Source organism: Kriegella aquimaris (genome assembly GCF_900103215.1).
GTDB lineage: Bacteria > Bacteroidota > Bacteroidia > Flavobacteriales > Flavobacteriaceae > Kriegella > Kriegella aquimaris.
Genome location: NZ_FNGV01000007.1, coordinates 223,120 through 246,146, shown reverse-complemented (window position 1 = coordinate 246,146; position 23,027 = coordinate 223,120). Strand labels below are relative to the sequence as shown.

The 23,027-nt window shown below is 36.1% G+C and carries 25 protein-coding genes; 10 read left to right on the top strand and 15 right to left on the bottom strand.

All coding sequences use genetic code 11. The features are described from left to right. Nucleotides 1–96: 96 nt before the first annotated feature. From BLS33_RS15095 to BLS33_RS15060, 8 genes are all read right to left on the bottom strand, one after another. Nucleotides 97–531, bottom strand: coding sequence for an antibiotic biosynthesis monooxygenase family protein (locus BLS33_RS15095; RefSeq protein ID WP_089891062.1), 435 nt, complete (start codon nt 529–531; stop codon nt 97–99). Between the two features lie 41 nt (nt 532–572). Further along, on the bottom strand, nt 573–974 hold the full coding sequence (locus BLS33_RS15090) for a DoxX family protein (protein ID WP_089891059.1): 402 nt from the start codon (nt 972–974) through the stop codon (nt 573–575). 78 nt (nt 975–1,052) lie between these two features. Continuing rightward, on the bottom strand, nt 1,053–1,613 hold the full coding sequence (locus BLS33_RS15085) for a hypothetical protein (RefSeq protein ID WP_089891056.1): 561 nt from the start codon (nt 1,611–1,613) through the stop codon (nt 1,053–1,055). 189 nt (nt 1,614–1,802) lie between these two features. After that, the gene (locus tag BLS33_RS15080; RefSeq protein WP_089891051.1) at nt 1,803–2,531 is read right to left on the bottom strand and encodes a GNAT family N-acetyltransferase; all 729 of its coding nucleotides are present in this window, start codon (nt 2,529–2,531) and stop codon (nt 1,803–1,805) included. Nucleotides 2,532–2,662: 131 nt separating this feature from the next. Further along, the gene (locus BLS33_RS15075; RefSeq protein WP_089891049.1) at nt 2,663–3,427 is read right to left on the bottom strand and encodes an NADPH-dependent FMN reductase; all 765 of its coding nucleotides are present in this window, start codon (nt 3,425–3,427) and stop codon (nt 2,663–2,665) included. Between the two features lie 81 nt (nt 3,428–3,508). Continuing rightward, nucleotides 3,509–4,165 carry a Crp/Fnr family transcriptional regulator gene (locus BLS33_RS15070; protein ID WP_089891045.1) on the bottom strand — a complete coding sequence of 219 codons (657 nt, stop codon included), beginning with the start codon at nt 4,163–4,165 and terminating at the stop codon, nt 3,509–3,511. Nucleotides 4,166–4,989: 824 nt separating this feature from the next. After that, on the bottom strand, nt 4,990–5,715 hold the full coding sequence (locus BLS33_RS15065; RefSeq protein WP_089891042.1) for a LytR/AlgR family response regulator transcription factor: 726 nt from the start codon (nt 5,713–5,715) through the stop codon (nt 4,990–4,992). Beyond that, nucleotides 5,712–6,818 (bottom strand): sensor histidine kinase, encoded by a 1,107-nt coding sequence (locus BLS33_RS15060; protein ID WP_089891039.1) that lies wholly within the window; start codon nt 6,816–6,818, stop codon nt 5,712–5,714. The genes BLS33_RS15065 and BLS33_RS15060 overlap by 4 nt, the downstream gene beginning before the upstream one ends. Nucleotides 6,819–6,970: 152 nt before the next feature. Here BLS33_RS15060 and BLS33_RS15055 point away from each other — a divergent pair, with 152 nt between their 5' ends. From BLS33_RS15055 to BLS33_RS15035, 6 genes are all read left to right on the top strand, one after another. Beyond that, nucleotides 6,971–7,330, top strand: coding sequence for a hypothetical protein (locus tag BLS33_RS15055; protein WP_143017627.1), 360 nt, complete (start codon nt 6,971–6,973; stop codon nt 7,328–7,330). Between the two features lie 56 nt (nt 7,331–7,386). Then, nucleotides 7,387–8,085, top strand: coding sequence for an outer membrane beta-barrel protein (locus BLS33_RS15050; protein WP_089891032.1), 699 nt, complete (start codon nt 7,387–7,389; stop codon nt 8,083–8,085). A 21-nt stretch (nt 8,086–8,106) separates the two neighbouring features. Further along, entirely contained in the window at nt 8,107–9,138 is a 1,032-nt protein-coding gene (locus BLS33_RS15045) for a S1C family serine protease (RefSeq protein WP_176801405.1), read from the top strand. Nucleotides 9,139–9,223: 85 nt separating this feature from the next. Next, nucleotides 9,224–9,382, top strand: a complete 159-nt coding sequence (locus tag BLS33_RS24880) for a hypothetical protein (protein ID WP_176801404.1) — start codon at nt 9,224–9,226, stop codon at nt 9,380–9,382. Nucleotides 9,383–9,403: 21 nt separating this feature from the next. After that, the gene (locus tag BLS33_RS15040; RefSeq protein WP_176801403.1) at nt 9,404–10,510 is read left to right on the top strand and encodes an adenylate/guanylate cyclase domain-containing protein; all 1,107 of its coding nucleotides are present in this window, start codon (nt 9,404–9,406) and stop codon (nt 10,508–10,510) included. Nucleotides 10,511–10,912: 402 nt separating this feature from the next. Beyond that, nucleotides 10,913–13,363 (top strand): ABC transporter permease, encoded by a 2,451-nt coding sequence (locus tag BLS33_RS15035; RefSeq protein WP_143017626.1) that lies wholly within the window; start codon nt 10,913–10,915, stop codon nt 13,361–13,363. 205 nt (nt 13,364–13,568) lie between these two features. On the opposite strand, the gene BLS33_RS15030 is transcribed toward BLS33_RS15035, so the two are convergent. Then, on the bottom strand, nt 13,569–13,793 hold the full coding sequence (locus BLS33_RS15030) for a hypothetical protein (protein ID WP_089891021.1): 225 nt from the start codon (nt 13,791–13,793) through the stop codon (nt 13,569–13,571). Nucleotides 13,794–14,206: 413 nt separating this feature from the next. On the opposite strand from BLS33_RS15030, the gene BLS33_RS15025 reads away from it, so the two are divergent. Beyond that, nucleotides 14,207–15,049, top strand: coding sequence for a universal stress protein (locus BLS33_RS15025; protein ID WP_089891018.1), 843 nt, complete (start codon nt 14,207–14,209; stop codon nt 15,047–15,049). A 743-nt stretch (nt 15,050–15,792) separates the two neighbouring features. Here BLS33_RS15025 and BLS33_RS15020 read toward each other — a convergent pair. Both BLS33_RS15020 and BLS33_RS15015 read right to left on the bottom strand, forming a co-directional pair. Then, nucleotides 15,793–16,743 carry a L,D-transpeptidase gene (locus tag BLS33_RS15020; protein ID WP_089891015.1) on the bottom strand — a complete coding sequence of 317 codons (951 nt, stop codon included), beginning with the start codon at nt 16,741–16,743 and terminating at the stop codon, nt 15,793–15,795. Between the two features lies 1 nt (nt 16,744). After that, nucleotides 16,745–17,014: a heavy-metal-associated domain-containing protein gene (locus BLS33_RS15015; protein WP_089891200.1), complete on the bottom strand. Its 270-nt coding sequence runs from the start codon at nt 17,012–17,014 to the stop codon at nt 16,745–16,747. A 125-nt stretch (nt 17,015–17,139) separates the two neighbouring features. Here BLS33_RS15015 and BLS33_RS15010 point away from each other — a divergent pair, with 125 nt between their 5' ends. The 3 genes from BLS33_RS15010 to BLS33_RS15000 are packed head-to-tail and all read left to right on the top strand — an operon-like array spanning nt 17,140 to nt 19,725. Beyond that, nucleotides 17,140–17,934 (top strand): MlaE family ABC transporter permease, encoded by a 795-nt coding sequence (locus tag BLS33_RS15010; protein ID WP_394330905.1) that lies wholly within the window; start codon nt 17,140–17,142, stop codon nt 17,932–17,934. Then, entirely contained in the window at nt 17,931–18,731 is an 801-nt protein-coding gene (locus tag BLS33_RS15005) for an ABC transporter ATP-binding protein (RefSeq protein ID WP_089891009.1), read from the top strand. The genes BLS33_RS15010 and BLS33_RS15005 overlap by 4 nt, the downstream gene beginning before the upstream one ends. A gap of 4 nt (nt 18,732–18,735) precedes the next feature. Continuing rightward, nucleotides 18,736–19,725, top strand: a complete 990-nt coding sequence (locus BLS33_RS15000) for an MlaD family protein (RefSeq protein ID WP_089891004.1) — start codon at nt 18,736–18,738, stop codon at nt 19,723–19,725. Nucleotides 19,726–20,419: 694 nt separating this feature from the next. On the opposite strand, the gene BLS33_RS14995 is transcribed toward BLS33_RS15000, so the two are convergent. The 4 genes from BLS33_RS14995 to BLS33_RS14980 form a co-directional block, all read right to left on the bottom strand. Next, nucleotides 20,420–21,028 (bottom strand): CDP-alcohol phosphatidyltransferase family protein, encoded by a 609-nt coding sequence (locus BLS33_RS14995; RefSeq protein WP_089891001.1) that lies wholly within the window; start codon nt 21,026–21,028, stop codon nt 20,420–20,422. A gap of 1 nt (nt 21,029) precedes the next feature. Next, nucleotides 21,030–21,548 (bottom strand): hypothetical protein, encoded by a 519-nt coding sequence (locus BLS33_RS14990; protein ID WP_089890998.1) that lies wholly within the window; start codon nt 21,546–21,548, stop codon nt 21,030–21,032. Between the two features lie 344 nt (nt 21,549–21,892). Continuing rightward, a complete protein-coding gene (locus tag BLS33_RS14985) occupies nt 21,893–22,540 on the bottom strand; it encodes a class I SAM-dependent DNA methyltransferase (RefSeq protein WP_089890995.1) in 648 nt (215 codons plus the stop codon). A gap of 26 nt (nt 22,541–22,566) precedes the next feature. After that, a complete protein-coding gene (locus tag BLS33_RS14980) occupies nt 22,567–23,025 on the bottom strand; it encodes a hypothetical protein (protein ID WP_089890992.1) in 459 nt (152 codons plus the stop codon). Nucleotides 23,026–23,027 lie beyond the last annotated feature (2 nt).

Sequence of the window (23,027 nt, the reverse complement as noted above, 5' to 3'; positions counted from 1 at the left end):
CACATCTCTTTTGAAAGAAGGGGTCTAGTTATTTTTTTAAATACGTGTCTTAAACATCCATGCTAGTCTAAATAAATCCGAAGACTTCTTTTATTGTTAAAGGTTCGAAAATTCAGGTTCAACACCTAGGTAATTAGCGAATTGTTCTTTTTTGGTATGTGTTGAAGTAGCTCGGACCCTGATGATTACTATAAATCTATATAGGAGCTCCTCACGTGAAGTCAATTGTAAAGGTTGCAGCAAATCATTTGTAATATCCAAATGGAAAAGCACATCTGTACTTTCACAACTTCTCTTCCTTGCTTGAATCAGTTCATTAGTGGTTTCGGGAAGCTTGCTTCCTGCCTGCTCCCATGTTTTCTTATTAGGCCATTGGGCGTAAGCCATATAATTACCTTCTTCATCTTTATGAAGACGAGAGCCTAGACCACCTGAATAGTTCATAAATGCTTCTGTCAATTTTTCCCATACAATTTCAAAGTCATTTTCAAAACCATTGATAACATTGAACTTATAGATTACAACATGCATTGTTTTATTTTAATAGTTAACATAGATGATAAAAAAAAGGGTCAATCCCAATGATTGGAAGTTGACAAGGCGTATTTGCCAGCACCACTCACGTAAAATACGATTCCTGCCATTAGATAAATAAACAATAAATCCAAAGACCATCCTCCAAATTGGTTCAATTTAAATATATTTTGGGTTTGCGCCATTACAATAGCCACTAGGCAATTAAAGGAGAAAATCAATCCGGCCAATCTGGTTCTAAATCCCATCATCAGCATTAAAGGGGCTGCTATCTCGCCAATAAAAATGCCATTTGCTATAAACTTTGGCAAACCATATTGTTCTAAAAGGTTTCCAATAAATCCCGTGCCTTCGATTACTTTGTTGATACCATAAATCAACATGGTAAAGGGTATCGCCAATCTTAGAATTAAAATTCCTAGGTTCTTGTTTCTTTTCATTGCATTAAATATTTAAGGTTAAAAATTATACTTTAGAAATATGCCCATGTTCTGTAACTTTTTTCGAGCGTTGTTGAACTAATCCAGGTTTAATGCCAACCCAGTTATCAACTGTTTTTTTAGCATTCCGATTTTAAACTGTTGCAATCCTCTTATATATCCGTTGGCATTTATGTTTGCCGTCGCAAGAAGATTTATATAGCCTTTATAGTTATGACCTATATCCGGGGTATAACTTAATACCATAGATTGCTCAAATGAAAACCCATTTTGATATGTACTGCCAGCAGTATAGGCAAAGGAAAAATTGGCCGTTCTCGAGGAAAAACCTAAAGACACTGTGCAGAATGCCCCAGGATTCTTAATCCCTATTGCTGCGTTGAGCTTAATTTTTTTATTGAAATGATAAGAGAAATTATTCCTGACAAAGTAGATATTGTTGGCATCCTCTTCATATTCGGTATCAAATAGTGTCAAATTATCAACAGATAGTCTTGGATTGATCGAATATTTAATTAGATGTTTATAGGTTACAGAACGGTTGCCTAATACTAAATCTGGTGAGAAGTTCAATTCTTGACCCGCAACGCTTAAAACGGTCAAATAAATCAAAATGAGTAAAGATATTTTTCTAGACATTGCTGCTATTTTTGATTCACAACAAATTTATAGTCAAGCAATTGGGGGTTGATTAAGGTAGCTTAAGAAATCAAGTGGACCGAAAGAAAACTATCGGGTCGATTCGGATGATTGCATAAAAAAAGGGCAGCTGTTTTCCATTTATTGAAACAAACAATTACCCTTTCATATTAAATTTACATCTCGTGTTCAATTCATGGGCAAGGAGTAACTTTCCAAAACCCCATAAGTTTCAAACCCCATTTTCGAATATATTCTTTCTCCAGCTTGTGAAGCGACCAAGTATACTTTCTTGCTTTGGTTCTTTAAGGCTTCGTTGACTAAAAGTTGTGTCATCTTTTTTCCAAGTCCCATTCCTCTGTATTCAGCCTTTGTGCCAATCATGTGGATACCAGAATTACCCTTTTTATCCAAATAAATTATGCCACAACTAGGAAATGAGCCCTGGTGTTTCCCCAGAAAGAGTTTAAAGGCGGAGTCATTATATAGCGGAATTATTGTTGATGTTTTAACGGGATATCCAAAGGAGTCGGATGCTACTTGTGCAAATAGCCCTGCGTCATACTTCGAACAAACCTCTAGAAAATCAGACTCATTGATATTGTTATATATAATTCCATTAGTTATCAATGCCATGGCCTTTAACGTAGAAGTCAAACTGTACCCATTGGATGTTAGTATTTTTCCAGTGGACTCCTGTTCATACACTGCGACTGAATTGGGTAGCTTTTTTGAATGTATTTTTTGTTCTAGTTCTTTTAGGTCAAGATTTTCAATGTCAACGTTGAAAACCTTACTGGGCCATGAGTTTTCAGGTGGATTGGTACTGTTGAAACCCTTTTCTTTTTTAAGAAAACCACCCTTATCTCCTATCTGTTTCCAAAATTCGAATAAATGTTCAATAATTTCCTTGTTCATGTTCTTTCGTATTACTGGTTATATCGATTGCCAATAATTTAATAGACTGTAGTAATATATTCAAAAAAAGAGTGTTCCTGAATTACCTCCTTTTGGCATTTTCAAGGTTGAATTTACCAAGCGATTATTCTTTACAAAAAGCCTTTATTTTTATATCGACTGACTATTTCATTCATTAAAGTTTCTGTCCGAGCTTCGCGGCGCAAAGTTCCATGTAGCTGTTCTTTCCTGTGCTCTTTTTCTTTTTCATTGATTGTAGAGTACTCGGCATGGGGCGTGTTTAAAGTAGTTTTTATTTTGCCATACCCAGAAGAAGAAGTAGAGCCGTCCTTGACTTCATCCTTGTTCTCATTTTTATCGACAGATTGCTTGCTTAAAAGGTCTATGACCAATTTTTTAAGTGATTCTTCGTCTTTAGAATTATTCAGACTATTTATGTCATCATTAAAATTCTGTTGAAAGCTACCTAAAGAAAATCGACCTACGAGTTGACCTCCCCATCGCTGTACCAAGTTGGCTAAGATTTCCAAATGTGTGTTGCCGCCAGTCGCTCCTGGTGATGTGCTTAAAAGAAGAATGGGTTTGTCGCCCAAGAAACGTTGGTCTATTCTTGAAAGCCAGTCGATAGTATTTTTCAAAAAAGCTGATGGAAGACCATTGTGCTCAGGAGAGGCTAGAATAAATCCTTCTGCGGTGGTTAATAGTTGGAAAAGTTCTTTGGCCTGATTTGGAATACCTTTTTGTTCTATTTCTTGACTGTAAATGGGTAGTGTGTATTTTTTAATGTCTGTAAACTCAATTCCGCTTTTCGGGAATTCTTTAATAATGTATTTTATCAATTTTTCGTTTATAGAAACCGGATTGTTGCTTCCTGTAAATGCGATTATTCTTTTCATACTGTACTGAGTTTAATGATTTCAGTACAAACTTATTAGTAACAAAAGGTAATAATCTTAAGGTGGATTAAGAAAGAAGTTTTATCTCATTTTTTTTCGAAGGGCACTTAAAAATTCAGGGGTTATACCTAAATAAGAGGCAACCATATACTGGGGAACCCGTTGTTCAATATCCCTGTATTTTGTGCGGAATTCCAAATAACGTTCTTCAGCGGTTTTAGACATAACATCTAATGTACGTTCTTGAAAGGCGACATAGGCTTTTTCAAATTTCAGTCTAAAGAAACGTTCAATAGCAGGAACCTCTTTATACAGGATATTTAAGGTGTCGTGATTTATTTGCAATACTGTGCTTTTTTCCAAGGCTTGGACAAATTGCTTGGCAGGAGTTTTGGTAAGATAGCTATATAAATCATTCACCCACCATCCTTCTATTCCAAATTGAACAATGTGCTCTTTGGCTTCTTCATCCATATAATAGGCTCTTAGACAGCCTTCCGCAATGAATTGCATATGCGAGGAGATTTCTCCTGCAAATAATAGAACCTCTTTTTTTTCGAGATGCCTCTCCTTAAAGCTATTACCAACAATTACTGCTTCTTCATTTGTAAGAGTAATTGTTTGCGTTAAATGCTTTATGAGTTTTTCTTTTACCTTCAAAACAAAAAAAATAGAGAAACAAGTTAATAAAAATCGACTGTTTTTTTCAATTACACTAATACCTTTTACAAAAGTCATCAAACTACTTACAAACAATAAAGATTGGAGGGATTTCGGCGAATGCTTTAATCTTGAATATTTTTGTGGAGTTCAATAGTGCAATAAAACGGTAGTGGCTGCGGCAGAACTCCGATAAACATCAATTTTTGCTTTTACCAAAGTACAAAAATCCGTAAATTAAACGTATGCAAGGTACAAAGAACTATACCCCAAAACTTTGTGCCCTGATCCTGTCCGGTTTTTTAAGCGTTCCGGTAGATAAGCGTCAAGCAAAAACCGGATAGGACGTAACCCTACTCTTGATTTGAAACGCTATCTATTTTCTGGCGCACCTTACGAAATCCTTTTAGATTATTGGATGGTCATTAAAATAGATTCGTAATGTGCCCATTCCCGCCTCCTTGCCCATAATAAATGCAGCTTCCTTTTGATAATGGAACACATGAGATTATGTTGAATCTAAAACTATAATAACTCAAGTTCTGTGAAACATTAGAAGCTTTCTGCAAAGGCAGCTTCTTTGTAATAATTGAATGGGAATTCTATGTTGTACCTAAAAAAGGCATTTCAATCTCTTGAAAGGCCTATGTTTACTTGGTCGGGAGCAGTATGCCACGTATCTTTACAAATAATTGATTTTCAGCATTCTGATTGTACTTATCTAAGTCGAATCCCTTTGTTGACGCTTAACTTACAAGTAACTATAGAACATATTGATAACGTGTTATTTACTATATAAAATTACATAGAAAATCAATACAATGTAATATCTTCCAAATCAAACTATGGTGCCGTAAAACCTTGGTTTAATGCGATACCTATCCTTAAAAGTAATCCTACAATCAATCCCCTAATAAATTAAGCTGATCAATTAATTTAAGGAATTCGTCTCTTTTGTTTTTACTCACTATAGCAGTATGGTCTTTTAATCTGACCATGTAACCATCAATGCTGTCTATATGATTAATATTGACAATGTGAGAACGATGTATCCTGTGGAAATTGGCCGGAAGAAGTTCTTCTAATTTACTCATGGATTGCAACGTCATAATTTTACGATTATAAACGGTAATTAACTGTACATAGGGACCTTGACCATTAATGACAATGATGTCCTGAAATGCAACACTGATAATTTTACCGTCAGCTTTAATAAATAGTTTGTCCGTAGACAAGGTTGGTGATGAAGTTAAGGGATAATCGACTTTCGAATCTTTTAAGGAAATGACTTTGGTGACCGCTTTATAAAATCGGTCGAAATCTATCGGTTTTAACAAATAGTCTACAACATCGAGTTCATAACTCTGAACTGCAAACTCGGAATAGGCCGTGGTAAGTATGGTAGCTGGCCTGTTCGGTAAGATTTTCAGAAAGTCAAGCCCCGTAAGATCGGGCATTTGTATATCGAGAAACAAAACATCTATACGATCATTTTTAATATGGTTGAGCGCTTGCAGTGCAGAACTGCAGGAAGCCACCAGTTCCAACTCAGGGACTTTGCCAACATAATCCGAAAGAATCTTTCGGGCAATATGTTCATCATCGACAATTAGACATTTCATTTTCATAACGTAATCTTTAGGTCTAGTTGATAGACGTTATTTTCCTTGGTGATATCAACTTCGTGCTTCTCTGGGTAATTGGCCTCTAAAAGTTTTAATGAATTTCTAAGCCCTATTCCCATTTGATCCCTTTCAACTTCCTTAACTTCATCCTTGAAGGTATTTTCTGTCTTAAAACTAAGTTCGTTTTTTTCCACTTCCAAACCAATCTTGATCCAACCTCGGGGATTGGTTTCCAAATCGGAGTGTTTAAAACAGTTTTCAATAAAATTGATAAGGATCATAGGCGCAATTTTATTGTTATCCGTAATTCCTGCATGATAGAAATCAACATTGCGGGAATCTTCATGCTTAAGCAACTGTATACTCAAATAGTGTTCTATCAGTTCCTTTTCTTTGGCCAAAGGTACCTTGGGCCGATCGCAGTCATACAGTAAATAACGCAACAGCTTGGATAGTTTTGAAATCATTTCAGCAGCTCTTTCATCTCTCAAGTAGGCAAGCCCGTAGATGTTATTCAACGTATTGAACAGAAAATGAGGGCTTATTTGACTTTTTAACAATCTCAGTTCGGCCTCGGCTCTTTCCACTTTATGTTCAACTTTTTGAACTGCATTAAGGTAATAAACATGTGCTACTCGAATACTGGCCACAAAAATTATTCCTAATAAAACCATTAAAAGCCACAAGGCGATACGAACCGATTTAGGGGCGTATTGGTCACTGATCTGGTTTAACCCCAATATTTCCGCCATAATGGTATGCGCATAGATTCCGATAACAAAAAGAATGATATTCGTGGTAATCAACAGTCCCAATCTTCGATTGATGTTCCCTTCCCTTGCCAAGTATTCGGGAAAGAGTTTATATCCAAAAAGCCAAATAATCAAGGAACCTAAAAATATATAGGTTACCAAATAGTAAATAGTATCTGCGAGACTTCTTTGATATGCAAGTACCAAACTGATGGAGATATGTATCCCAAACCATAGGATGTAGGGGCCGACTTTAAAAAATCGCTCCGTTCTAGACAATGCGCTGCTCATAGGAACAATATTAGCGTCATCTTCTAATTTTTCATAATCAAATGAATGAAATGATGATTTCATGGTACGAATTGTTCGTTTTGATAATTAAAAGGCTTAGTTGCCCTCAACATCCATTTGGTTCATTTATACAGCAATTTCGTAAATTTTTTTTGCCACTGGCCCTCTATCAAAATAGTTTCGCCCCGTAATCAAAAAATATAATCATGAGAAATATGAATCACTTAATCACAATTTCCTTTTTTGTCCTATCGATTAACTTCTTTGCACAAGATAAGCAAGATGAACAAAATGAGATAGTTGCTGTTTGGACTACAGCAGATGAAACAAAAGTAGAAATCTATAAAGAAGGTAATATATACCTTGGAAACCCTATAAACGCAGAGGGAGAGCGAAACACAGACATCGAAGTACTCAATTTGAAGTATCAAGAAGGTAAATGGGTAGGCAAGATATACTCCAAAAAGAGAGAAAGGCTATTGGATGTAGAATGTCAGATGGAAGGGGATAAACTTAACCTTAAGGTAACTGCACGCTTCATATCCGCTGATCTACAGTGGAGCCGAGCGAGATAATAAAGCTTGTTCCAGATCTGAGTTTTTCTTTATCAAGTTTTCAAAACTAATTTAAAATGAAAAAATATATTTTTATAATCGTTTTTCACATAACCACAACCGTTGTTTTTGCTCAAGAAAGCAACTATTATTTTGGAATTTCTTATGGAAAAAGTTTTCCATTAGTAGATTTTAAGGATGACGCTATCAACAATTCCAATGCAGGTTTCGCAGAAAGCGGAAACAAGTTGGATTTATATGCAGGAAGTGCTTTAAGCGAAAAGCTGAATTTAACATTAACTTTTCGTTATCAGAAATTTGATACCGATGTCACCACATTGGTAAAAGAATTGGAAACAATAAATAAAGCAGCAAATTTTGTTAGTAGTTCCGATGTTTGGAAAACCTATTCCCTTCTTACAGGAATTGAATACAAAATAAATTTGGGCAGAAAATTCAGTCTCTATCCCCGTATCGGATTGGGCCCTATGCTTGTTTCTAACCCACAGATGTCAATAACGGCTACGAATGAAAACACCAATACTGAAGTAAATCGCTCTAGTGAGACCGGTTTGGGTTTAGGCTACGAATTTGGTATTGGGCTTAAACGTGACTTAGGAAACTACTTTTGTCTAATGCCCACTTTTACTTTCAGCGGTGGTTTTGTAACAATTTCCGGTGTTGACACAACAATTGACAATGGGCGCATCACTTCAAATTACAAGCCCAAAATCATCACATTCAATTTAGGACTTTCACTAGCCTATAAATTTTAAACTAACAATAAAATGAAGTCAATGATTACAATTAAAATGCCCATCTTTCTTGTGGTATTCTCTTTTACATTAGGCATCGCCAATGCCCAAGATATAGCATCCCTTTACAAACAAGTAAATACATCCGTTGTTACTATTCTGACCGAATCAAGATTATTTGAAGAAAGCCATCAAATGATTGTCGATGAAGGTATCGGTTCAGGTGTTCTTATTTCAGAGGATGGAGAAATCTTAACGGCCGCCCATGTCGTCAATGATGCTGAAAAAGTCGTCGTCAAATTTTTAAATGGGGAAGAAATTCCCGCTAAAGTGATTAGGTCGGCCCCAGTTGCGGACATAGGGTTATTGAAATTATCGTGGATGCCCAAGGTATATAAAGTGGCAAAAATGGGAGATTCGGATAAGGTCTCGGTAGGAGAGCAGATTATTATTTTAGGAGCTCCGTATGGTTTGGAACATTCACTTTCTTCCGGCTACATTAGTGGCAGACAAAAGCAAAAAACCAGGACCTCTGGCTTTGTAATCAATGAGTACTTTCAAACGGATGCATCGATAAATCAGGGAAATTCCGGTGGTCCAATGTTTAACTTGCAAGGAGAGGTCATCGGAATTTCAAGCTACATCATTTCAGAATCTGGAGGTTTTCAGGGGTTGGGTTTTGCAGCTACTTCCAATTTAGCCAAGAAATTGGTTGTGAACGGCAATAGAAGATGGAACGGTATTAATGGTTTTATTCTGGATAAAGAATTGGCATTGATGTTAAATGTCCCCATTAATGGCGGCTTGCTGGTTGAATCCGTAGTTCGGTTTTCACCTGCATATTTCGCCGGAATCAAAGGCGGATTTGAAACTATTACCATTGAAGATGAGCATTTGATTTTAGGAGGGGATATTATACTATCGGTAAACGGATTTCCATTGACCAAAGAAGCTTTTGAAAAAGTGGATAATGCAATGGCTAATAGATCGGATTTCTACAAAATGAAAGAATTCGTGCTAAAAGTATTGAGAGGTGGTAAGGTAGAAGAGCTTACAATTAGCTTTAAAGGCTAGGAGCTTTGATTTAGGATACATCTTCATTAATTAGACAACAGCTACATATAATCGAAAACATTCAACAATTTAAATTGTACAAACAATGGAATTAAATACAAATCAATTGAAATTTTTAAAAATTTACCGATCTAGTGAATCATACAGTGTTTCTTTAGTAGACAATGAAGAATTTGAAATAACAAAAGGGTATGGTAGTACGATAATTGAAGCTTTGAATGATATGCATGAAAATTTAATTTAGGAGATGCCGATTAAATTTTTCATGAAAAAAATCCCAAGAAAACTCAAGATGATGTTTCCAATGAAACACGTGCCCTTTATACTTGAATCCGTACTTTATTGGACACTGGCTTTTCTGTTTTATGTATTTCTGAAATTCTATGGTATCGACAACCTTGGGTTGCGCCCAACCCAACATATTATCTTTAAAGACCTTCTTTTGCCCGCAGTCTATACAGGTGCTTTGCTAGGTGTCTTTTTTACTTTAATTGAATTTGTTTTTCAAAAAACATTCCTAAAAAAGATGGTGCTTTGGTTACAGCTCCTGATCAAGTCCTCGGCATATTTTGTTATCCTTGTTGCGCTACTCACCGCGGCCAGAACGCTTATTTTAGATGATGGTAATGAATCTTTTTCCAGTGAACGATGGTGGTGGATCCAAAATAAATTCTTCAGAACTTCTTTAGTATACTTTCTAGTCGCACTCTTTGTGTTTTCATTTTTACAGATGGCAAAAGATAATTTCGGCAAAGGTATTTTTGCTAAAATGCTCTTGGGTGTCTACAAAAAACCGCAAAAACTAGCCCGTATATTTATGTTTTTAGACCTAAAATCATCGACTGCTATTGCTGAAAAATTAGGTGATTACAGATACAGCCAGTTTATTCAAGAGACATTCGTTGAGCTAAACGAAGTTGTATCAGAACACGATGCTACCATATACCAATATGTAGGTGACGAAGCAGTACTTGTATGGACCTATAAAGGCGGATTACAGTTTAATAATTGTGTGGAAGTTTTTTTCAAGTTCAAAGAACAATTAAAAAGTAAGAAAGACTATTACCAGAACAAGTATGGGTTTTATCCCGAATTTAAGGCTAGTGTCCACGGTGGAACTATCGTATTTACCGAAATCGGAACAATAAAAAAAGAGCTGGCGTACCATGGAGATGTGATCAATACTTCATCAAGAATTCAATCACTTTGCAACAAATACCAACAGGAACTGTTGGTTTCTGAAACGATATGGAATGAAATCAAAAGCAATGAACAATATCGAAGTCAAGTATACGTAGATGCTTTCTTAAAAGGAAAAGACGAAAAACTGACGTTATTTGGGGTTCAAAAAAATCAATCTTTGGTTTCTTAATTCACTTTTTTTTAATCAGGTGAATTGTTAAACGGCAGATTAAAAGAATAGGAAGTAAAACTAGTAGAAGGCCCATAAAACGGCCGATTCTTAAAACAGGCGCAGAACAATCGAAGTGACCATTCAATTGTTGTTTATTGGAGACTTTAAACTTTATAACACCATCTCAAGATATACATTTTCAAATTTCATTGCCACTGTACAATTAATTGACATTAAATGTAAAATTTTTTTACATTAAGCATAGGACATAAATAGAAGTGTAATTTTATCTTATTGATTAACAGTGATTTAAAATTGCTGGCATAAAAATCGATACTTTTTTTAACTGTATTCGGCAATGAAACTGAAGTGCATTCCATTGATATCACAAAATCAACCAATTCGAAGACACTCAAAATTATGATGGTTACAAGACTAGCGCTAAGGAGTTACAGGAAAAACAAGATGTTCTTCTTTATTAATATTTTCGGATTGACAATTGGATCTGCAATGCTATTGATAATTTTGAACTATACTTTTTATGAGAATAGCTACGACACATTCCATACAGCTAGCAAAGATATATATAGAGTGAATATGGATGAATTCAATTCCAATGAGGTTTTGAATGAATACGCGATAACCTATCCTGCTGTTGGTCCGACCATGCTGGACGAATTTCCTGAAGTAGTAAGTCAGGTCAGGATGTATACCGAGGCTACTTATGGGCCTGTTGTTTTCACCTACACGGAGCCAGATGGAGATGTGGTAAAGTCAATTGAGCAACGGACATATTATGCCGATGATACATTTTTCGAAATATTTGATTTCAAATTAAAATATGGAAATCCAGATCTTGTACTTGATGAACCAAATTCTGCGGTAATATCTGAACGTATTGCTGAAAAATTTTTTAAAGGCGAGAATCCAATCAATAAAAATCTCCGGGTCTACGACAGAGGTGGATCAAAAGATCTCCTGATAACCGGAGTAGCCGAGAACCCACCAATAAATTCCCATATTCAGTTCGATGTGATAATTTCGTACCCCACATTGTGTGCAGACGAATGGTGTACCACCAGTTGGGATTTTACGGATTTTACTACTTATATACAGCTTGCCGGCAACACTGATCCCAATACAATAGAATCCAAAATCCCTTCACTGGTTTCAAAATTCAAAAATCATCAACAGAATGCAAATGATGTTCAAATAAGATTTGGTTTATTGCCAATCGAAGACATTCATCTGTATTCAGATAGGATTCAGGAACTTACGACAAACTCCGATGGAAACAATGTAAAATATTTACTTATCAGTGCTTTTTTGATTTTGGTTATGTCCTGGGTCAACTATGTTAGTCTGTCAACTGCATTGTCAGCCGAGAGAGTACGTGGGATAGGTATCCTAAAAGTACTAGGGTCTGACAAGAAACAGTTGATTTATCAATACATAGGGGAATCGGCAATATTAAATTTACTGGCTTTAATTATATCCGTGATAATTGCTGAAGTTAGCCTAGGAATGATATCGAATAATTTATTGGATGAGACATTACCTTCTTACTTATTCGATTTTTCAACAAGTTTTGGTTTGCTCTATAAGTTATCCATTGTAGGAATTTTTGTTTTCAATGTGATATCATCCGGTATTTACCCCGCATTTTTTCTTTCTTCCATTAAATTGATTAACGCTATCCAAGGCAGGGTTGGGTCGATCAAGGAAAGCTCATTTCGAAATACACTGGTTACGGCGCAGTTCTCTATAACATTTATCTTGTGTGCATTCTTATTTTCGGTCTTTGCACAGATCAACCATATGCGTTCTTCCGATCTTGGTTTTCATATGGAAGACATGGTGATTATACAAGCTCCAAGAGTATTGCAGGAAAACCAAAGTTATTCGGAGAGCACTGAAACTCTTAAAAACGAATTATTGAATAGTCCTCATATCACTTCTATGACCGCTTCTTCCTTGATACCGGGAAAACCCCATAATTGGGGAGGTGATATTAAAAGGCTCAACCATGAGCTTGCTACCGATCTTCCAGTGCAGTTCAATGGTGTAGACTATGATTTTGTAAAGAACTACGGACTGGATATTATTGCGGGTAGAGACTTTTCCAAAAATGCTGGGAGTGATTCAAACGGTGTAGTAATTTTAAATCAGTCAGCAATCGAAAGATTACAGTTTGATAGCGCTGAAGATGCGATTGGCGAAAATATTTTAATGTTTGGAGGGGATAAACGTAAAATCATCGGTGTAGTTTCCGACTATAAGCAGGAATCATTAAAAAAAGAACCAGCTCCGTATGTCTTGTTTTTATATGACGCTCAGGGTTACTATTCACTGAGGGTTTCTAATGAAAGTAAAAAAGCGGCACTTGCACATATGAGTAAAGTATGGGGAGAAGTATTTCCTAACAACCCGATAAATTACTTTTTTTTAGAAGATAATTACAACGAGCAGTATAAAGGTGAGTATCACTTTTTCGTTGTTTTCTCTGTTTCGGCAGGCCTGCTGTTATTAATTGCATGCATTGGATTGTTCGGTCTTCTGGCTTTTGCCACTAACAGAAGTATAAAAGAAATCTCGATTCGAAAAGTCTTCGGAGCCTCTATTATGAGTATTTGGCTGTCATTGTACAAGTCATTGTTCATACTTTTAGGAATAGCAATTTTAGTTGCTCTGCCAGTTTCAAGCTATATCATCAATTTATGGTTGGAAGGATATGCTTCAAGAATATCAATAGGGCCACTATTTTTCCTTTTACCTTTTTTAATGGTTGTATCTGTTCTTATTTGTGTGATTGTTATTTATTCAGAAAAGATCTCAAGAGTGAATCCGGCTGTCACACTTAAAAACGAATAAAGAGAATCTGCATTTGTAATTATGATGCATCCTTCCTCAAAATCTGTTTTTTACGGTTCCAAAAAACGGCCATTTTAAAGGACTATTTTTGACCACGAGTAAAGCTCTTTCTTAAGGGTACCATCTATGGTCTTTTTAAATGTTTTAGTTAATTGCCCATTTACGGGACACTTTTTCTCTTCAATAGTCAGAAATTAATGCCTTTTCAAAAAATATTAAAATCAAATACCGATTTCCCCTGACCTAAGAGCCTTCCCGATTCCCCTTTGTAGCTCCTTGATAATCTTCTTTGCCACTTGATGATGATTTGTTGGAACATTAGGTAGCTGAACCCCGTCTGGCAACCTTCTTTTAGCATACCGGCCACTATGAGCTGAGCGTTCTGTTTGTGTGGATCCTCGTCATACAATTTCTTGATTTTCTTTCTCAACTTTTTTATTTTCCCATAATCTCGCCACGCTCCAATTTAAGGGCATCTAGAGAAGGTGAATTCATCCATAAAGCGGGCAAAAAGCTAAAGGTCACTGAAATACTTCGAATCGACCCGAAAACGGGGCAAGATAAAATAACCTACTGGTCGAAAATTCCCCATCCGGGGAATTTCTCCCCACTCTAAACACTTTCATTTTTAAACCAAAAAATGATTAACCACTAATTATCAGTTAGTTATATAAAATCATCTGGTTAATTCACTTTATAGGCACGCCATTTGCCTTAGGTAGTGCGAGCTTAAAAGTGAAGTTAGATAGGCCAAACGCGCAATGACATAAGACGCACAGCCAAAATAAATCTAAGATCCCTGTTTTCTTTGTCTATCGGGCGGGTACTTAAAAACAAACGATCATGAAAAAAAAGATTTTATTGACTACCGATTTTTCTAAAAATTCATGGAATGCTATTCAATATGCGATAAAGCTCTATGAAAATCAAAATTGCGATTTTTACATTCTGAATACCTTTACCAAAGATACTCATGGTCGTAATAAATACACTCTTTTAGATCCCGATGAAGGATTCAACAAACTTTCAGAGAAACGATCAATGCAGGGTTTGGGCGATATCATGGTCAGGCTAACTTTTGAGAATGATAACCCGAACCATCGATTTTATACACTGTCGAGATCTAATTTGTTTTTGGATGCAGTTCAAGAGGTTGTCAAGAGTTTGCAGATCGATATGATTGTTATGGGTGCCAAGGGTATGGCAAATGAACCACAAGGCAAATATGGTAAGAATACTTTGGCCGTTATCGAAAACGTCAGAAAATGCCCCGTTCTGATAGTTCCAAGGCAAGTAACCTTTAACCAGCCGGAAGAAATTGTTCTAGCAACTAATTTTAGCAGCGATTTCAAGGTCGCAGAAATAAAATATTTAGCCGAAATAGCAAAAATGACCAATGCCAAAATACAAGTTCTGAGCTTGGCAAATGACTACTTGACACCCCAACAAAAAAAGAACAAGGTCTATCTGCAAAAATTCTTAAAAGATATTAATCATAGCTTCAGTGTACGACCTAATTTAAAGACGGCAGACTCATTAAGCAGTTTCGCTGGTATCGAGCATAGTGATATGATCAGCTATATTGCAAAAAAACCATCCTTTTGGGAGAAATTCGGATTTAGCAAACCCGTCTTAAGCAAATTGGGGTACCATGAAAATGTGCCGGTTTTGGCACTGCATGGGTAGAGAAGGAAGGATTAGGGTACAAACATTCAGAAAGTTAGTGAACTACTTAAACTGAGCTACATACATAAAGTAAGTTAAAAGTCGCGGTCGATATTCAGTTTCCGTTTTTAAAAAAGGTGAATTTCACCAATCCGATAAGATTGAAAGATTTGGAAAAAACCTTAATTAAGGGAGAATGATATTTAATATGCTCGTAATATGCTCGGAATGGTACGAACAGCCTAACAACAATGACCACCCTTACTTTATTAGATGGCTTCGTAAGCTTAAAAAAGAAAGCTAATCATTATTTAAAATAACAATAGGCATACACTTCGATTACCCTCTGAATTGCAGATTTGACAAATAGTGGGTTTAGAAGCAACTGCTGGTTGTTCGAGCCCCAGCCAAGGCACCAATCGGAACACCGTTCAAGATAAAAATCTTGCTAAGATTATGATTAGCAAGGTTTTTTATTTTTTAGCAAGTAATAAAAATTGATTTGATACGCCTACGAACCATCTACTTCATTATAACTTGACTTAGAATGGACTATTCCTTGCGAAGTTGATTTAACTTTTGTCTCAAATTATTGTTTAAAAATTAAGAGAAAAGTATCCGTACTTCTACAACATTATCAATTTTTTTTTTGGATTCAAAAAAGGGTGTCGATAAAAATAATCCATCCACGGTATACGTTCGAATTACTCTAAATGGGCAAAACACACTATCCTATAAAGAAGGTTGAAACGATAGTCAATAACTTAATTTTGGTAATCATAAATATCCTTAAAGACGGAAATGACCATACCTTCTTCGTAGGTTTCTAAATCGTAGCGAATTTTTATCTTGGTGCCTATGGGAGCATGGTAATAAATAACCCAAGCATCCGCTTCTCTAGTGCCTATGCATCCATTGGAATAAGCCTTCCCTAAAGACTTAGGATTGGTAGTAGGGTGAATCATTTGACCGTTTCTTACCCCATTTATCTCTGTTTCTATCCAAGGTATTTGTGGCATCAGAGTCGTTCTATTATCATCCCTTTTGGTCAGATAAAATTGTTTCCCATCAACAGGATTATAAAAGTCGGGGTCTTTTACATGATTGACGATAATCCCCTTTCCTTGCTTGGTTCTCAAATCGGTTTCCCGATCGCCCATTTTCAAATAACGCGTTCGATTTTGCCCTACCCTAACCAAAAATTCATAAAGCAATAGGGAATCTTGAAATATTCGCAGTTTGTATTCTGGAATATTGATGTCAATTTCCGTATTACTAAAATCTTCATACAGTTGACATGCTCTAAGTGAATCAGGAATTTGCAATAGGTTTCCTTTCGGAAGTGCAATTTGCTTTTTTTGGTCATAAATGAAAGAATCACGGGCTTTCATTCTATAATAATCGGTATTGGCCAAAGTATCAATAATCCAAGAATTATGCTTGACCAAGATATGCTCAGATAAGGGATAAGGTACTAACGAATCATAGTGTTGTACTAATGAATCAATATAGCCAAAGTATTCGCCGATAGTAACATTTCTATTAAGCTTTATGGGCTGTGGCAATAACGATTTGCTTGCTTGCTCCGATGAAAGTAGCACTATAGCAGATTTTTTCTCTGAAATTTGTCGATTTTTACCAGTACAAGAACCAAGAAGTACAATCAAAAAAAAGCTGCTTATTAAAGTAAGACTTTGAAGGTTGAAGTGTCTCATATCAGTTTTCCATTCGTCCTTGAGCACAGCTGATATATGACTTCGCTATCTTGCCCAAGCTGTTCTTATCCGCAACCAAAGGATAGCCAAGTTTGGTAAGCGTTTTCTTAAAATTTAAAAAAACTTCGTCTGATTCTTGAGTGAACGACACGGTACCGTTTTCAATATTGACCGTAACGTTACTCACACCCTCTAGCAATTTAAGCTTGTTCTTTATGGTTTTTTTGCAACCACCACATTTTAAGTTCTGTATTTCAATAGTCTGCTCCATAATCTCAATTTGATTCAAATCTATTTTATTACTACTAGCAAACATATGATATATGTCACTCAAACTCTCATGACATTTATCATTCCAACACCTTTTTTCGCTTGCTATATTTGAATATGTTGGATTTGTCTGTTACAAAATTTGTAAAATCGAAATTGGTGGAGCCTATCAAACATTTTTTTGTGCAGATTGGGGAACTCTCTTTTTTCGCAGGCCGCTTTTTTAAAGAGGTTTTTACTCCGCCTTTCGAGTTTAAAGAACTATTGCGACAATGTTATCAAATGGGTAACCGTTCATTGGTTTTGGTTGGTGTTACAGGGTTTATCATTGGTTTAGTAATGACCTTGCAATCACGCCCCACACTAATTCAATTCGGTGCGGTTTCTTGGATGCCTAATATGACGGGTATTTCCATAGTGAGGGAAATTGGCCCCGTAATAACAGCGCTTATTTGCGCGGGACGAATTGCCTCGGGAATAGGTGCCGAATTGGGTTCTATGCGTGTGACGGAACAAATTGATGCCATGGAGGTATCTGGTACCAATCCCTTTAAATATTTGGTTGTGACCCGTATTCTGGCGACGACATTGATGCTTCCGTTATTGGTCGTTTTTGGCGATTTGATTGCCTTGTACGGTTCTGCGTTAGTAGAGAATTTAAAAGGGGATGTGTCATTTCAATTATATTTTAACACGGTTTTTGATGCCTTGAGTTTTGGGGATGTGGTACCTGCCACTATAAAATCTTTTTTTTTCGGATTTGTAATCGGTTTGGTGGGCTGCTATAAGGGCTATTACAGCAAAAAAGGGACTGCTGGGGTTGGGTTAGCGGCAAATACAGCTGTAGTAATGGCATCGCTATTGGTCTTCGTTGTAGATTTCATAGCTGTTTTTGTTTCCGATATTTTTTACGAATTATGACAAACGAACAGATTACATATAAAAACGAAAATTATCCCTACCAATCTGAGGATACGGATAAAAGGAAAACGGTTATCCTTATTCGTGATGTATACAAAAGTTTTGGCGACAACCATGTGTTGAACGGATTTCATATGAAGTTACATGAAGGGGAAAATCTTGTGGTCATGGGTAAATCAGGTTCTGGTAAATCTGTGATGATAAAATGCCTGGTGGGCCTAATGTCACCCGATAGGGGATATATTGAAGTCATGGGAAAGGAAATAGCAAATTTAGACCGCCAAACTTTAGATGAATTACGTTCCGATATCGGCTTCCTATTTCAGGGTAGTGCCTTGTATGATTCCATGACCGTACGCCAGAACCTTGAATTTCCCATGCGAAGGCACAAAGAGAAATTGGGTGTAGTTCAAGATACTACTCCCCTTGTGTTGGAAGCTCTCGAAAATGTAGGACTCGCCCATACAATGGATTTAATGCCTGCGGAACTTTCAGGGGGTATGAAAAGACGGATTGCATTGGCAAGAACGCTCATATTGAAACCCAAAATTATTCTGTACGATGAACCTACAAGTGGATTAGACCCTATTACCTCTAAAGAAATTATCGAATTGATGCGAAGCATTCAAAAAAAATACGGAACATCTTCTTTGATTATTACCCATGATGTGGATTGTGCAAGAGTCATTTCAGAGCGCATGATTCTTTTGGTAGATGGTATCAATTATGCTGAAGGCTCGTACGCCGAATTATCAGCATCCAAGGATCCAAAAGTAGAAGCATTTTTTAAAAAATAAAAGTATGGGAAAGACGACTTTGGAAAATTTAAAATTGGGAATTTTTGTAGTTATAGGAACTATACTATTGCTTCTGGCTGCCTACCTTATTGGTAATAGGCAAAATATGTTCGGAACAACTTTTGAAATAACCGCTACGTTCAAAGATGCAAGCGGACTCCAAAATGGAAATAATGTCCGCTTTTCCGGTATCAATGTTGGCACGGTCAAGAAAATCGAGATGCTCAATGATACGACAATCAGCGTGTATATGATCATTGAAGAAAAAATGCAAAAGCATATTAAAAAAGACGCCATTGCAACAATCGGCTCCGACGGATTGGTGGGTAGCATGTTGATTAACATCGTTCCGGGGGCTGGTAATACAAAATTGATTGAACCTGGTGATGAGCTACAATCTTTTAGCAAGGTAGCAACTCAAGACATGATGAATACTTTGAATACTACCAATGAAAATGCCGCATTACTGACGGCTGACCTTTTAAAAGTATCACATGCCCTAACGCAAGGTGAAGGCACGCTGGGCAAATTACTCCATGACAGTAGCATGGCGAACGACTTACAACAAACGATTACAAACCTGAAATACACGAGCAATCATGCAAATAGTACCATGGCCGAATTAAATAAAATGGTTCGGAGCATAAATTTTGAGGAAAGTACGGCGGGCGTTTTACTAAGTGACACCGCCTCCGCTGTGAAAATGCGGGACGTTATTTCGAATCTAGATGCATCGAGCCGCGAAATAAAAAGTATGACTCAAAATCTAAACATAATTATAGAAGGAATCAAAAAGGAGGACGGAGCAATAAACTATCTCTCCAAGGATACAGCTTTGGTTGGCCACTTAAAGAGAACAATGCTGAATATTGAACAAGGCACAGAAAGCTTCAATATGAATATGGAAGCCTTAAAACACAATTTCTTAACTCGTGGATATTTTAAGAAACAAGAAAAAAAACAAAAAAAGGAAGCTAAAGAGTTACCTGATTAATTTTTATTGACCACTTTCTAATAGTAGAATCATGAGCACAATATTGTAGAACTTATGCTTTTTCACGCTTTGAGTTGGCCATAGCTCCTAAAAGAGTTAATAACGCATAGCTTACATGACCTGGAATATGCAAATTGATAGGCATAAAAGTCAGTATAAAAAACAACTGAACCGAAAGCCATGGTATTAGAATTGTTTCTTGAAACATAATAAAATTTGTATAGCTTTTGATTCTTGGAACTTCCCTTTAGACAATAACAGATTCTAGGTCGTTTTCATTTGTTTTAAGTATGAATCATAGTTTAAGAACATTCCATAAATACTTAAGGCTGTCAAATGAGTTTTACTAATAGACAAATGCCCTCCATCACCAACTTTCTATTTCTCAAAATTAGGTCAATAGATTCTCTGTTAAATGGATTACTAAGGGCAATACATAGTTTGTACCAGTCAAATAGTATAAAGGGGGAAGAAGTTCGTTTGGGTTAATAAAAAGCGTTGCCCCAAGAACTGGTAGGATTTGATTTCTTCATAAATTACGCACCCCTACCTTTTGGAACAATTTTATTTTGAAGCGCTTTACGTTCCATAGCACCAAATCAAGATGAACTTATAACTGAACAGCTGGCTCGTTTTTCAAAAGCCAATTCAAGATTTCATGCTAATGCATCATTTTCTTGTAGGTATTTAATAATTAACTTGTTGGATTTTTTACACTCTTTTTTTTAAGTCTTCTTTTATCTTTTAACGCCCAATAAATTCCCTTTACATCTTCTACCCATTCCTTATACATAAATATTAGGGTAATCTCTTCGATAGTCTCTAAAACCCCAACAATTACCATAAAATAAAACAACCAGTAAACCGGTCCGAAAAATAACAGCCACAAGATAAAAACACCTTGTAAGACCGCTGAAGATTTGGCCAAATAGGTGTGAAATGCCGTAGCTTTACCATATTTTCTAAAAGCGATGATCATCTGCAGAACGTAGGGCAGAAAAGCAAGTAAAATCAATTGATAATTTGCCAAAACAAATTCGTTTTCAAAGAACCAAAGACCAATAAGTCCCATTACCAATGTAATTTGATCTCCGATAGAATCTAATTGTGATCCCCTGGCACTGGTTATTTTCAGTTTTCTAGCCAAATAACCATCAATAGCATCGGTACTGTAGCTTATTAGCAAGAACCAAGTGAATAATTGACGTTCCCCAAACCATATGAAAGCCACAAGTAGCGGTACCGCCATTATACGATAAAGGGAAAACCAGTCTGCAATATTGAAATTTCTGAACGAGAACATACTACTCTTTTGATTCTAAAATTAACTTTATTTTGGCAATGATTTTGTTAGTAACCAGTGGTACGTTTTCCAAGATGGACTCCCCTACTATGGCATCAACCTCATTCATTTTATAGGTTCCCTCCCCAGAAGTAGTCATTACTACAATCTTGTGCTTATATGCTGTTGTTCGTTCTACAAATGATTTTATTTCAACAGGAGGTTTCCAGTTCTCCCAAGTATGTATAAGTACTATAGCATCAAAAGTTCTCGGATCTATTTCTTGAAGATAAGTAATATCTATAACTTCAATGTAAATTGAGTCGGTTTTGAAATACTGTATGATTCCCTCGGTAACCTTATTTTTAAACTCACTCCCTTGCGTTGCGATTAAAAGCTTTGTTTCTTGGTTGATGGTGTTGACAGTAATGTGCTGCGCAACATGCATAGCGTACCTGTATTGGTACCAAAGTAAAAACAGAAAAAAGCATAATACCATTCCCAGTACAGTAAAAAGAAGTTTTTTGTAGCGTATGTTCATATCACAGCTTTAAAGGTTAATTGGTGATGTCTAAAGAATTGCTTTGAATGCTCCAGATTTCATTCTAAAGTATCTTTGTCGAAATTCGGATTTCCTTCCAACGGTATAGTTACCGGGCTTTCATCCAATGAGGTAAATAGCTCTGAATAATTGGTTTCGATAAAGCTAGTTATGCTATCTAGGATTATTTGCTAGTTATCTGAAATAGAGCTCCTTCTGTTGTCTTCAATCATAAATATAAGCTCTAGAGACAAGAATGAAAATGATTAAAATCATACCGGAAAGATCCTTCAGGATATTTATCATTTTAAGTCCAAAGCCATGCAATTATTTAATCCCGTACTTTATATTTTAACTTTTTTTCCTATAATAATCGTGTGAATTTGTATGCTTCCATCTGATTTTTGAAATTCTTTCTCCATGAGATTTACAATGATGAAAGAATTCACTTCAAGTTCATTTTTTATTTTTTCAAGGTTATGGTAATAGAAATACGTTTTATCTCCGGTACTCCCGAGGATATATCCTGAATTTTTATAATCGCCGGCTACGAAACTTAAATAGAAGATACCATCTTCCCTTAATAGATTATTACAGCTTTTCAGTAACCTTGAACAGTCTGGTCGCGATAAATAGGGGATAGTAAAACCGCATATAATTCCACCAAATCGACTTTTAATGTCAGCTATATTCCTACAATCCATAACTTGAAAGTCGACACTGGGTATATTCTTCTTTGCCAATGCAATCATATTCTCAGAAACATCGACCGCATGTATTTTAAATGATGAATTGCGAGTTGCAATATATCTGGTAATGTTACCAGGACCGCATCCAATTTCCAATATAGATTCGTTGGACCGACGACCTATGAATTCACAGAAAATATCGTAGGTGTCGTTGTACAAATCAAAATCCATGAAGGTGTTCTCATATAATTTAGCGATCTTATCCCAAGTTTTGAATGTTTCTTGATACGTTGATTCCTTCATACCAGATTAATAAGTATTGATATTAACTACTTAGTAATTTCTGTATGCCAATTGGAATTCTCCTGGCATTGCCCCCAAGTAGGCTCGTTTAAAACATAAAACCGAACTTCTACAAAACTATAGAGTTGTTTTGTCAGATTTAATAGTATTTCTTGTGCATCTTCGGGAATATTATCCAGTACAATCTCATTAACTGCCATTGCCTCCTCTGATAATTTCTTCGTAAGGCTTTGGACCAACATAACCGATTTTCTTAAATATGGATCTGAATGACCTGCTTGAAGGAACCTTTTAGCAAAGTTTTCTGCTGTTCGTTTGTCTTCTAGAGACCATGGTCCAACAATATAGATCAACCTTTTTAAAGCATCTTCGTTACTTAGTACTAATTCGGTCTTCGAAAGACAGCCTACAACCCCGGAAATAGGTAAAAATGCAAGCAATCTCGAACTTTGAACAACAAAACTACGACGTGTTATATTTTCCATAA